Consider the following 12,884-nt stretch of genomic DNA (forward strand, 5'->3'; position numbering starts at 1 on the left):
GCTACGACCTGGAGGACGTCCCCCTGCGGCCGCGGATGATCAAACCGAGGTAGACGAGCCCGGCAGCCAGGCTGGTGTGGCCGCTGTAACCGACCAGTCCCAGCCCCCAGCCCTGGCGGGCCACGATGATGGCCAGCGCCACGGCCAAAGCGCTCCAGCCCGCCAGGCGCAAGATGCGCGTACGCCCGGGCGCGAGCAGGCGGCCGAACAGCGCCTCCTGCTGGCGTTCGGTCGCCATGGCCAACGCCATGAATCCCAACAGGCTGCATGACAGCGTCAGCAGGTGAGTCATCGTCCGGCTCCACGTGGCGCGCGCGGCGTATGCCGCAGCGTGCGCAACGCCAAAGCGGCATGCAGCGCGGCGAACGCCCACATCGTCAGATCGAATCCGGCGTACACCCAGTCCCCCGTCGCGATGCTATGCCATAGCGGTCGCCGCGTCGTGACCGCGTTCAGGACGGGCAATAGTGCCAGCAGGCCGGCCGCCAGCCACAGCAGCTCCGTCCACGCGCGCCGCGCCGGCCGCGCCAGCGCATACAGCAAGGTCGCCGCCCATACCGCGAAGAACAGATCGATCTCCCTGCCCGCGCGGGCCTCCAGCCCCACGGGCAACAGGCGATTGCCCCAAAGAAACGCCGTCATCGCCACGGACAGGCCGGCGATGGCGGCGATGTTCAGCCGCTCGACCAGCCGGAAACCGAAATGCGGCCGCAGCGGATCCGGCAGTTTCTGCCGCCGCTTGACGGTCCACATCACCAGGCCGGTGCCGACCATGGCCGTGCCGGCCAGGCTGACGATGAAATACAGCCAGCGCAGCTCCAGGTCGCTGAAGCGGCCCAGATGCAGGGCGTACATGACGCCGCGCACCTCGGCCGCCGGGCCCACGCTGTCGTGTACCTGCAGCAGCTTGCCGGTCGCGCCTTCGAACAGCAGGTAGTGCGGACTTCTCGATGGCCGTCCGGATTCGCCGCGCGTCACGGCGACCCGCGCCGCGGCATCGCCCGGCAGCGTGACCGTCACCCGCCCGACCTGATCGTTGCCCCAGCGCGCCTGCGCCTGCCGCACCATCTGGTCCATGGGCGCCAGCTCGGCCGGCTGGCCGCTGGGCTTGCCCGGCTGGATGAAGGCATTGAGCTGCGCGCTCAACTCCTGCCGCTGCGCCGGCGTCTTGATGGCGACCTGCTGGCCCCAGGGCATATACATCGCCATCAACGTGACCAGGCCGGTATAGGTGATCATCAAATGGAACGGCAGGCCGAACACCGACAGCGCGTTGTGCGCGTCCAGCCAGGAGCGCTGTCCCTTGCCCCAGCGGAAGGTAAAGAAATCGACAAAGATCTTCTTGTGCGTGATGACGCCGCTGACGATGGCCACCAGCATGAACATCGCGCACAGGCCGGCCAGCCAGCGTCCCCAGAAGGCCGACATGTAATGGAACTGGAAATGGAAGCGGTAGAAGAAATCGCCGCCCTGCGTCGCGCGCGCGGCCACCTGCCGGCCGGTGGCGGGATCCAGGTTGGCGGAGCCGAAGGCGCGCCTGCCCGGCTCGGCGCTGGGCAGGCGCCAGAATACGTCGACGACATTGCTGCGCGGCGTGGGCAGCTCCATATTCCATTGCGTCGTGCCGGCGGCCAGGACCTGCATTTGATCCGCCACGCGCCGCGCGATCGATGCCGGGTCCCCGAGCAGACTCTGATGCGGCAGTTCGGGCCGCATCCATTGCGAGATCTCATCCTTGAAGTAGCTGACCGTGCCCGTCAGGAACATCGCATACAGGATCCAGCCCGCCAGCAGGCCGGTCCAGGTATGCAGATCCGACATGGTCTGGCGTATGCCGCGGCCCGTGCAGGCGGCGAATACCCAGACCACCACGCCGGCGTAGATCGCGAAGCTGGCCAGCATGCCGGTAAGCACCGCCTGCGGCCGGCTGATGGGCAGCGCGAGCGCGGCCACGCTGGCCAGCGCCGCCAGCGCATAGCCGCCGCCGACGGCAAGAACGATGCGGACGATAAGCGCGGCGGCGCGCCCTCTCCCTATCCGTATACCCGGCAAGATTCGGCTTCTCCCTCTCAGAAATCGATTTGGGCCGACAGCAGCAAAGTGCGCGGCGCCGCGACCGTGGCATAGGTCCCGCTGACCAGCCAGTAGTCCTTGTTGAACAGGTTTTCGATATTGGCGCGGAATACCACCGACTTGCCCATCACGTCGGTGACGTAGCGCGCGCCGATGTCGTAGCGCGTCCACGACGGCACCTTGAAGGTGTTCGCCGCATTGAAGTACGTCGACGACGTGTGGATGACGCGCGCATTCAGGCTCAGCCCGCGCACCCATGGCGTATCCCAATCGACGCCCAGGTTGAAGGTGCTGTCCGGCACGCCGTTGGCGTCGTTGCCGTCGTTCACGCCGCCGGCCGTGCGCTTGAGCTTGGCGTCGAAGAAGGTCGCGCTGGTCATCACGCGCAGGCCGCGCGTCACTTCGCCATAGGCCGACAGCTCCAGGCCGCGATTGCGCTGCTCGCCGTCGAAGCTGTAGATGTTGGTGTCCGGGTCCGTAATGGCGTTGGGCCGGTCGATCTGGAAGACCGACGCCGTCGTAATGACGCTGCCCCAATCGACCTTGACGCCCGCTTCGTACTGCTTGGATTTATAGGGCGCGAACACTTCGCCCGCATTCGCCGCCGTGGCCGGCGCGATCCCGCCGCGCGTCAGGCCGGACGTGAAGTTGCCGTACAAGGACACATTGGAGACCGGCTTGAACACGATGCCGGCCAACGGCGATACCGCGCTTTCGTCATACGAGGAAGTGCGCGCGCCCGTGGTGGTCGAATAGTTGTCCAGCACCACGCGCTGGTCGCGCAAGCCGCCGGTGATCAGCAGCCGGTCGTTGAAGAAGGACAGCGTATCCGTCAGGGCCACGCTGGAAAGCTCGGTCTCCGACGCCTTGCTGGGCGATACGCGGTCGCCGGTCACCGGCGGCAGCGGCGACGGATGGTAGATGTTGGACGCAACGCGGGTCGCCGAGGTCACGTAGGCATTGCCGGCCTCCTGGTCCAGGCGCGTGGCGCCCAGTGTCAGCGTGTGGCCCACGCCCCAGGTATCGAAGCGCGCGCGTACGCCGACTTCGCCCGTCGACGTCTTGCTGTACGAGTCGTAGTACGCATTGGTGACGGTGAAATTGCCCTGCTGGTCCACCGGTCCCGACGGAAACGTCTGGTCGGCCGAACCGTAGCGATAGCCGCCCGCGGCATAGACGGTGATATGGTCGGTGACGTCGTACTCGACGCGGCTCAGGATGGTGGAATCCTGCAGCTTCAGCTTGGTGCCTGGAAAGAAATTGCGATGCCCCGACGGCGCGTCCGGCATGGACGTCACCGAGGACTGGAAGCCCACCTGCGGGCGGAAGTTGTCGGTATCCTCGCGCTGGTCATAGGCATCCAGCGACCAGCGCAACTTCGTACCGCGATAGTCCAGGCCGATCGCGCCCACGGTCTGCTGCTGGTTGCCCTTGTCGATGGTGGTGGCGCCGTCCTTGTACACGCCGTTGACACGGATGCCCCATTCGTTGTTTTCACCGAAACGGCGGCCGATGTCGAACTGTTCGCCCAGCTGGCCCTTGCTCTGGTAGGTGGTGGTGAAGCGGGTCAGCGGATCGTCGCCGGCGCGCTTGGTGACGATGTTGATGCCGCCGCCGATGCTGCCGTTCGGCGCGATGCCGTTCATCAGCGTGCCGGGTCCTTTCAGTACTTCGACCCGTTCCATGATCGCGGCCGGCATGCGGCTGGCCGAAGCCAGGCCGTACAGGCCGTTGATGCCCACATCATTGCTGGACACGGTGAAGCCGCGGATCTGGAAGTCTTCGCCGAAGCCGTTGGTGGACGTCAGCATGCGTACGGACGACTCGTTCTGCACCACGTCGGCCAGCGTGCGGGCCTGCAGGTCCTCGATCGCTTCGGCGGTGTAGTTGGTGGTGCTGAAGGGCACGTCCATGACCTTGTTCGTACCCAGTATGCCGAGCCCGCCGCCGGTGGCGATCTGTCCGCCCGCATAGGCCGGCGGCAGGTCGTTGTCCACGGTGGTGTGGACCTTGACCGTGGGCAGCTGCACCGCGGCGGCGCTCGCGCCGCCGTCGGCCGGCCGGTTCAGCACATAGCTGCCATTGCTCTGCCGTACCGCCTGGATGCTGGTGTTGGCCAACAGCGCTTCCAGCCCGCCTTCCACCGTGTAGCTGCCCTTCAGGCCGTTGCTGAGGCGTCCTGCCGTCAGCTCCGGCTTGAACGACAGCATGATGCCGGACTCGCGGCCGAAGCGGCCGAGCACGTTTTCCAGGGGGCCGGCGGGGATGTCGTAGCTGCGCACCTGTACCGCCTGAGCCTGCGCCTGGACCGCCGGGGCCAGCGCCATCAAGGGCGCCCCCGCCACCACGGCGTAGGCAATACGCCCCGCCGCGCAGGTCGACGCCGTGCGGCGGGTAAGGGATTTCAAAGAGCGCCTGCGCGCCGTAGCCGTGTACATATGCAGCCTTTCGTCGGGAATGAGTAAAGTGTTCTCATTCGCATTGACCCGCGAGAATTCAAAAGGGATCACGTTGGGCTGAATTTTTTGAAGGCGGAAAACTAGCTCTGGGCGGCGGCCGGTCCCGGGACCAGCCGGGTAACCTTGCCGCCCCAGAACCGCCGGCGGATTTCCAGCTGGGCGCCCAGCGTGGTGCCCACCGTGCGCATCACCTGGTCTATGTCCCGCAAGGGGAATGAGCCCGACACCCGCAATCCGGCAATGGCGGGATCGCAGGACAGCGCCTCCGGGCTGTAGCGCGCCAGTTCGGCGATAAAGTCATCCAGGCGCATGCTGCTCGCCACGATGAAACCGTCCTTCCAGGCGACGCTGGCCTCGTCGTCCTGGCGCGGCGCGCCGATGGCGACCGCGGTGTAGACGGCGCTGTATCCCGCCTGGATATCGAGCATGCGATCGGCATCGCCGCGCGGCCGGATGCGTACCGCGCCCTTGAACACGCCTATCCGCGTATCGCCATCCTGCTGGCGCACGGCGTATTCCGTGCCCAGCGCCTGCGCCGTGCCCTCGGCGGTTTCCACCAGGAAGGGCCGCGGCGTGGGCGCGCGATCCGCCGCGGTGACGATGAATATCTCGCCGGCCAGCAGCCTGATGCGCCGCTCCGCCGCGTCGAAGCGCACGTCGACGGCGCTGTCGGTGTTCAGCACCAGCCGCGTGCCGTCGGCCAGCACCAGTTCGCGGCGTTCTCCTACCGCGGTGCGATAGTCGGCCAGGCCGGCGAGGCGGGCCCATGCGCGCCACGGCGCGTGCGCTTCGATGCCCCAGCCGGCGCCGCCGGCGAATACCACCACCGCCAAGGCCTTGATGATGCGGCGCCGGTACGCGGATCGCGCGCCCAGCAGCGTGGCCTGCGCGACAGCGGCATGCAGCGGCGACGCCAGGGGCTGCAGCCTGCCGCCGACGGCTTCGATGCGCTGCCAGGCGCGCGCGTGATCGGGGTGCGCGTCGCGCCAGCGGGCCCATTCTTCGCGCACTGCGGGCGGGACGGCTTCGCCCTGCAGCTCCACCAGCCATTCCAGCGCGCGTTCGGCCACCGCCGGCGGGATGCCGGACACATCGGTGGTGTCGCGATACCAGGAAGAGGTGGTGGACAAGGCGGCGTTATCCCGTAAAGGAAAGATCGGCGAAGTAGCAGCGCCGCAGCGCCTTGACGATGTAGCGCTTGACCGTGGGGATCGATACGCCCAGCGCCTCGGCCACCTGCACATGCGTGTGGCCATCCAGTTGCGACAGCAGGAAGGCGCGCCGCACGACGGCTGGCAGGCCGTCCAGCAGACGGTCCAGTTCCAGCAGGGTTTCCAGGAGGATGGCGCGGGTTTCCGGCGAGCAGGCCATTTCGACGGGGGCCTGGGCCAGTGCTTCCAGATAGGCTTTTTCCAGTTTCTCGCGGCGCCAGTGGTTGGACACCAGGCGTTGCGCCACCGTGGTCAGGAAGGCGCGCGGCTCGTCCAGCGCGACGGGCACGCGCTCGCTGCTGAGCAGGCGTATGAAGGTGTCATGCGCCAGGTCCGCCGCCTGGTCCGCATTGCCCAGGCGCCGGTGCAGCCATCCTTTCAGCCAGGAATGGTGGTCGCAATAAAGCGCTTCCACGCTGGTGGGGAAGAAATATCCCGTACTCAAAATAGAGCCTTTTTTGTCGGGCCATCGCCACCCCCGGTGGTCGGCGCCGGCCTGATGCACATACGCAAATAGTAATCGTTACTATTATCAAGTGTACACCGGCGTAGGAATATTCGTGCCCTGGCCTTGTGCGAACGCCAGGGCTGGCAGGGCCTGCCGGCCCTGCCACGGCGCGGCCCCGCTATTTCCCGGAGGCCTGCAGCTTGTCCTGCGTACGGGTGTCGAAGTCGGACGCGTCGTGACGCTCGTGCAATTGGCTGGCCGGGTCGCCATTGACCCGGTTGACCATCCGGCCGCGCCGGACGGCGGGACGGGCGCCGATGGCGTCGGCCCAGCGCCGCAGGTGCTTGTAATCCTGCACGGACAGGAACTCCCCCGCCCCATACACCTGCCCTTGCACCAAGCTCCCGTACCACGGCCAGATGGCGATATCGGCGATGGTGTAATCGCTGCCGGCGATGTATTCGTGGTCCGCCAGGCGCTTGTCCAGCACGTCCAGCTGCCGCTTGACCTCCATGGCGAAACGGTCGATCGCGTACTCGATCTTGACCGGCGCGTAGGCATAGAAGTGGCCGAAGCCGCCGCCCAGATAGGGCGCGCTACCCATCTGCCAGAACAGCCAGGACAGGCACTCGGCCCGCTGCGCCGGATCCTTGGGCAGGAAAGCGCCGAACTTCTCGGCCAGGTACAGCAGGATTGCGCCGGATTCGAATACCCGTATGGGTTGGGGCCCGCCGCGGTCCATCAGCGCGGGGATCTTGGAATTGGGATTCACCTGCACGAAACCGCTGCCGAACTGGTCGCCGTCGCCGATGCGGATCAACCAGGCATCGTACTCAGCGCCCTGATGGCCCTGCGCCAGGAGCTCTTCCAGCAGGATGGTCACCTTCTGGCCATTCGGGGTCGCCAAGGAATAAAGCTGCAAGGGATGGCGGCCGACCGGCAGTTCCTTGTCGTGCGTCGGTCCGGAAACCGGCCGGTTGATGCTGGCGAAATGGCCGCCACTGGGTTTGTTCCAGGTCCAGACCTTGGGCGGCACGTATTCGGGGGAATCGCTCATTCAACATCTCCTTGTAAGCAGCGACGGGGTGTTCGTTCGGCAAGGCGCCCGGCCCGGCGCCATCAACGATGGCGCCATCCGGACGCGGGCGGCGGATGGCTTCCGCCCAGGCTTTCGTATAGCACCGCGGGACGCCGCAACGGCGCAAAGCCCCACCCCGGGCGCGGTCAAGCGCCCGCCCCGGGGGCTGCGGTATCCTGCGTGCACGTCATACGCACGTGGAGCGAACGGTGGCACATATCATCCCGGACGGCTGGGAGAACCAGCAGCGCAGCGGCCCGGCACAACGCGAACTGGACACACTGGCGCGGCTGAAGGCCGGCCTGCCCGACGACTACACGGTCTACCACGCGGTGCACTGGACCAATGTCGAAGGACGCCATGCCATCCACGGCGAGATCGACTTCGTGATCACCAACCGCGCCGGCGACCTGCTGGTCATCGAACAGAAAACCGGCGCGCTGGACGAAACCCCCGAAGGCCTGGCCAAGCGTCACGAAGGCAAGGCCAGGCTGGTGTCGGTGCAGATGGCCCGCACCGCCGACGGCCTGCGCGCCAAACTGGCCCGCGGCCTGGACGGCGCGGAGATCCGCCTGGACTACCTGCTGTACTGCCCCGACCATCGCGTGGTGGCGCCCACCACCGCGGGCCTGGTGCCGGAACGCATCGTCGACGCCAGCCGGCGCGACCGCTTGTGCGGGGTGATCAAGGACATCCTGCCGCCGGGCACGCAATCACCGCTGGCGGCGCGCGTCGACCGCTTCCTGCGCGACATCATCCGCCTGGAAGTCGACGTCAGCGCGCTGATCGGCCAGACGCGCACGCAAGTGACGCGGCTGGCCGGCGGCCTGGCGCATTGGGCGCGGCAGCTGGATATCGAACCCTACCGCCTGCGCGTCACCGGCACCGCCGGCTCAGGCAAGACGCAGCTGGCGCTGGCCGAATACCGCGACGCCATCGAACAGGGCAAGCGGCCGCTGTATGTGTGCTTCAACCGCCCGCTGGCCGATCACTTCAACCGCATCGCGCCCGACGGCGGGCTGGTCTGTTCTTTCCATATGCTCTGCGACCGCCTGCTGCGCGCCGCCGGCAGGAAGCCGGACTTCTCCCAGCCGGATTCCTTCGATCGCCTGGTGGACCAGGCCGCGACGCTGGAGGTGCCGGCGGATTTCCTGTTCGACACCGTCATCGTCGACGAGGGCCAAGACTTCAGCGCGCGCTGGCGCGACATCGTGCTGCGAATGGCCAAGCCAAGAGCGCGGGTGCTGTGGCTCGAGGATCCGCTCCAGAACCTTTACGGCAATACGCCGCCCGAACTGCCCGGCTGGGTCAGGATGCGGGCACAAAGCAATTTCCGCAGCCCGCGCCCGGTCGTCGGCTTCCTGCACACCATCCTGCCCGACGACGCGCATATCGATGCGCAGGCGCCCGTGCTGGATGCGGACGTGGAAGTGCTTTCCTATCACGACGAAGAAAGCCTGGCCCGCGCGGTCAAGCAGGGCATACGCAAATGCTATTCGGCCGGCTTCCGGCAGGAGGACATCGCGGTGCTCAGCTACCACGGCCACAAGACCTCGCAAGTGCTGCGCAGGGACAAGCTGGCGCCGCACACGCTGCGCCGCTTCACCGGTCAGTACGACATGTTCGGCCAGCCGGAATATTCCGCCGGCGAAATCCTGGCCGAGTCGGTCTATCGCTTCAAGGGCCAGTCGATACCGGCGGTGGTATTCGCGGAAATCGATTTCGACACGCTCGACGAACAGGCCGTGCGCAAGCTGTTCGTCGGCGCGACGCGCGCCACGCTCAAGCTGATATTGATCGCGTCGGAACCGGCAGCGGAGGTCTTGCGCGACAGGCTGGGGCAGTCGGCGGAGGCCGAAACGCCCTGACCCCGCTGCCTATTCCGCCGCCTATTCCGCGACGACGCCGGCGGCCTTCACCACCTCACGCCAGCGCTCGAACTCCGCCTCCTGGCGGGCGGCAAGCTCGGCGGGACCGTCATGCATCATGGTGACGCCCAACTGGCCGAAGCGGTCCTTCAGGGCAGGATCGCGCATCGCCTGGCCGATGCCTTGCCGCAGCGTATCGATCACCGGGGCCGGCACGCCCTGGGCCGCGTAGAAAGCCACCCATAGATCGCCGCTGAAGCCGGGAATCTGCTCGGCGATCGCCGGTACGTCGGGCAGGCTGGGATCGCGCGCCTCGCTGCTCACGCCGAGCGCGCGCAGCTTGCCGGCTTTTATGCTGGACAAGGCCGAAGGCAGACTGGCGAAAAGCATAGGCACCTGGTTGCCGAGCACGTCCGCCATCGCCGGGGAGACGCCTCGATAGGGGATGTGCTGCAGCCGCAGGCCGCCATACTCGTTCAGCATCTCGCCGAGCAAATGGTTCAACGTCCCGGCGCCCGCGGATGCGTACTGGTATTTGCCTGGATTCGCCTTGGCCAGCGCCAGGAATTCCCGCAGCGTATGGGCCGGAAAATCCGGGTTGACGCATAGCACGTTCGGCACTTGGCCCACCGCGGCGATCGGTACGAAGTCCTTGATCGGATCAAACTTCGCGTCCTTGTATACCCAGGGGACGATCAACTGGTTGCTATTGGCGGTGAAGAGCACGGTATAGCCGTCCCTGGGCTCGCGCAGGAACGCCTGCGTGCCCACCACGCCGCCCGCCCCCGGCTTGTTCACGACAATCACGGACTGGCGCAGGATCGGCCCGAGCTTCTCCGCCATGATGCGCGCAACGATATCGACGGTGCCGCCTGGAGCGGTCGGGACCATGATGGTCACCGGGCGCTCCGGATAGCTGCCGGCGGCGTACGCGCAAACCGCCGGCGCGATTGCGGTGGCCATCGCGGCCACCCCGCGCAGGACGCGTTTCAAGCTCATGCTATTCCCCTTGCTGTGTGAGTAATCGATGGAGCCGCTGGCCCTGGGCAAGCAACATGATGTCGGCGTGGAAATCGCCGATCAGCTGGATGCCGATGGGCAGCCCGGCGCCAGGCGCGGATGTGGGCAGATGAAGGCATGGCCATCCCAGCAACGACCACACCCGGTTGAAAGACGAGGAACCGGTGGATTCCAGGCCCGCCGGCGCGGCGCCGGGCGTGCTCGGCGCCAGCACCAGGTCCGCCTCGCCATAAAGCGCGCGCCAGCCGGCACGCATCGATGCCTGAAGCTCGCGCATCTCGCGATATCGGCCACCGCTGATTCCGCTGCCCTTTTCGACTGTTTCCAGCAGCGCGTCGCTCAGCCGCGCCGCATACCGGTCCACGACCGGCGCAAGGCTGCGCGCGAACTCATAGTGCATGATCACGGCATGCGCCTGCATGAGCGCCGCGCAGGCCGCGGCAGGATAGGCATCGACGCAGCGCACGCCGTGGGCCTCCAGCAGGCCGCGCGCGCGGGCAATCTCCGCCAGCGTCCGGCTGTCGGCATCGACCTCGGGATTCCGCGACTGTATCGCCACGGTGAGAGGCGCCCGATCCATGTCGCGCGGCAGATCGTCCTCGTCAAGCAGCACCCGCGCCAAACGCCGCGCGTCGCTGACATTGCCCGTGTACCAGCCTATGGTATCCAGCGACTCGCAGGTCAGCTTCATGCCATCGCGGAATACACGGCCGAAGCTGGGCTTGAAGCCCACGACGCCGCAATAGGCGGCGGGCCGGATCATGGATCCGCCGGTCTGCGTGCCGATGGCGGCCGGCACCATGCCGGCGGCCACCGCGGCCGCCGAGCCGCTGGAGGAGCCGCCGGGTGTATGGCCCGGCGCGTTGGGGTTTCGCGTGGCGCCCGGCGTGCGGGAAGCGAACTCCGCGGTGACGGTCTTGCCTATGGGCAAGGCCCCGGCGGCCCGCAGCACACCGACCACGCAAGCGTCGAAGCGCGCCTCGCCCGTCTCGAACGCCTCGACGCCATAGCCGGTGGGCATGCCCGCCACATCGAGGATGTCCTTGATACCGATCGGCACTCCGGCCAGCGGCCCGTGTACATGGATGGGGGCTTCCCCGGCAACGGCGGCGGACATCACGTGACGCCAGGCCCGCACATCGGGTTCTCGCTCACCGATAAGGCGCAAGGCCTCCCGCGCCGGCGCGTGCGCCGGCAGGCTGCCATCGTTCACCTGCTCGGCGATACGCGTCACGGTCATGGGGAAAGCCGCGGCCGGCATAAAAGCTCCAGATTCCGGTAGTTCGACAATGCGGAATTCTAGGAATCTGATTAATATCCGTCCAATTCATAATCAGCTATAGATTATGTCCGATAGAGAATTAATCTTCCTGGACGGGCGATTGCTGGACGCGTTCTGCGTGGTAGCCGAGGAGCTGCACTTCGGCCGCGCGGCGGCGCGGCTGTTCATGACCCAGCCGCCGCTGACGCAACAGATCAAGAAACTGGAGGCCATGGTCGGAAGCCCCCTATTCGTGCGCACCACCCGCTCCGTCAAGCTGACGCCGGCAGGCGAGGTCATGTACGAAAAAGCCCGCGAGATTGCCGCCGAAACACGCGCCATGATCAACCAGGCGCGCCGCGCGGCGCGCGGGGAAGCGGGGGTGCTGAGAGTAGGCATCACGCCGAGCGCGGCGTCTTCGCCGCTCGTGTCGGCGCTGAGCGAATACCGCGACGCGCATCCCGAAGTACGGCTGGAGCTGCAGGAAATGAACTCCATTGAAATGGAGCAGGCCTTGCGCACGCGGCGCGTCGACGTGTCGCTGATGCGGCCACATCCGCTGCATGCCGGCATCAGGACACAGCCTATCTACAAAGAGCCTTTATGCGTGGCGCTGCGCCGGGACCATGCGCTCGCGGGCCGACGCGAAGTCACGCTGGCCGAACTCTGTCGCTATCCTCTGGTCGCATACCGGCAGGACATCTCGCCCTACTTCCACGCCATGCTGCGACGGCTGTTCAGTACGGCTGGACTGCGACCCGAAGTGACGCAGGAAAGCGTCATTCCTACATTGCTTACCCTGGTGGAGGCTGGCGCGGGCGTGGCCATCGTGCCGCTCTCGCTCGCACGCACGCGCGGCGACACATTGTGCTTCCCGCCTCTACGCCATGCGGCGGCGCCCATGGCCGAAATCGTGCTGGCGGCATTGCGCGACGTCGACAATGCCGTGGTCGAGGGTTTTATCGCCACGCTGGCGCGCTTCGGTTCGCGCGCCGCGCCGCGAGCGTCCCAGGTCACGCGGCGTGGCGGGCGATCGACCGCGTCCAAGTGATATACGCCGGGTCGCGCGAATGAAGCACAGGTCGGCGTCCGCGGCGCACCTCGGCAACGTCGGCCATCTACCATCAGCACGCCGTCAACTACCGGGATCAAGGCCGCTTCTTGTTGGGCAAGCTGGACGCACGGCGAAAAGTTTTGTACACTACTGCCCTTTCCCCAGGCGCGAAACACATACGTCGCCTGCGACTACCAAAATCAAACACGTTCAATAGCGCGCCTTGAAAGGCAAGCTGCCGGCGATGCATTGCGGAGCGCGATGCCGCCACCCGCGATGCGGGTGTCTTCGGACCCTTGGGCTGTAGCCCCACCGCATCGCACCGGGAAACGATCCGCCGCGATCAACTCCCTTCCGAACGTTCCTCGGTTCCGACCGATCTTGCGTGCACGACAGCGTCGTGTGCGTGGGC

General features: G+C 66.7%; 10 protein-coding genes. 2 read left to right on the forward strand and 8 right to left on the reverse strand.

Annotation, left to right across the window (positions count from 1 at the left end; all coding sequences use genetic code 11):
• Window position 1: 1 nt before the first annotated feature.
• The 6 genes from ACNA0R_RS08195 to yghU form a co-directional block, all read right to left on the reverse strand.
• Window positions 2-292, reverse strand: a complete 291-nt coding sequence (locus ACNA0R_RS08195; RefSeq protein ID WP_415825456.1) for a DUF3325 domain-containing protein — start codon at window positions 290-292, stop codon at window positions 2-4.
• Window positions 289-1,821, reverse strand: a complete 1,533-nt coding sequence (locus ACNA0R_RS08200; RefSeq protein WP_415825564.1) for a PepSY-associated TM helix domain-containing protein — start codon at window positions 1,819-1,821, stop codon at window positions 289-291. Before ACNA0R_RS08200 ends, ACNA0R_RS08195 begins: the two co-directional genes overlap by 4 nt.
• Window positions 1,822-2,069: 248 nt before the next feature.
• Entirely contained in the window at window positions 2,070-4,511 is a 2,442-nt protein-coding gene (locus ACNA0R_RS08205) for a TonB-dependent siderophore receptor (RefSeq protein ID WP_415825457.1), read from the reverse strand.
• Window positions 4,512-4,612: 101 nt separating this feature from the next.
• Window positions 4,613-5,662: a FecR domain-containing protein gene (locus tag ACNA0R_RS08210; protein ID WP_415825458.1), complete on the reverse strand. Its 1,050-nt coding sequence runs from the start codon at window positions 5,660-5,662 to the stop codon at window positions 4,613-4,615.
• Between the two features lie 7 nt (window positions 5,663-5,669).
• Entirely contained in the window at window positions 5,670-6,188 is a 519-nt protein-coding gene (locus ACNA0R_RS08215) for a sigma-70 family RNA polymerase sigma factor (protein ID WP_415825459.1), read from the reverse strand.
• Between the two features lie 181 nt (window positions 6,189-6,369).
• Window positions 6,370-7,248 (reverse strand): glutathione-dependent disulfide-bond oxidoreductase, encoded by an 879-nt coding sequence (yghU, locus tag ACNA0R_RS08220; RefSeq protein WP_415825460.1) that lies wholly within the window; start codon window positions 7,246-7,248, stop codon window positions 6,370-6,372.
• Window positions 7,249-7,478: 230 nt separating this feature from the next.
• Between yghU and ACNA0R_RS08225 the strand changes: the two genes are divergently transcribed.
• Window positions 7,479-9,137 (forward strand): ATP-binding domain-containing protein, encoded by a 1,659-nt coding sequence (locus tag ACNA0R_RS08225; protein ID WP_415825461.1) that lies wholly within the window; start codon window positions 7,479-7,481, stop codon window positions 9,135-9,137.
• A gap of 21 nt (window positions 9,138-9,158) precedes the next feature.
• Here ACNA0R_RS08225 and ACNA0R_RS08230 read toward each other — a convergent pair whose 3' ends face one another.
• Window positions 9,159-10,136: a Bug family tripartite tricarboxylate transporter substrate binding protein gene (locus ACNA0R_RS08230; RefSeq protein ID WP_415825462.1), complete on the reverse strand. Its 978-nt coding sequence runs from the start codon at window positions 10,134-10,136 to the stop codon at window positions 9,159-9,161.
• A 1-nt stretch (window position 10,137) separates the two neighbouring features.
• A complete protein-coding gene (locus ACNA0R_RS08235) occupies window positions 10,138-11,397 on the reverse strand; it encodes an amidase (RefSeq protein ID WP_415825463.1) in 1,260 nt (419 codons plus the stop codon).
• 106 nt (window positions 11,398-11,503) lie between these two features.
• Here ACNA0R_RS08235 and ACNA0R_RS08240 point away from each other — a divergent pair, with 106 nt between their 5' ends.
• A complete protein-coding gene (locus ACNA0R_RS08240) occupies window positions 11,504-12,469 on the forward strand; it encodes a LysR family transcriptional regulator (protein WP_415825464.1) in 966 nt (321 codons plus the stop codon).
• Window positions 12,470-12,884: the final 415 nt, after the last annotated feature.

Origin of the sequence: Bordetella sputigena, from assembly GCF_965137885.1 — a bacterium.
Lineage (GTDB): Bacteria > Pseudomonadota > Gammaproteobacteria > Burkholderiales > Burkholderiaceae_B > Bordetella_C > Bordetella_C sputigena.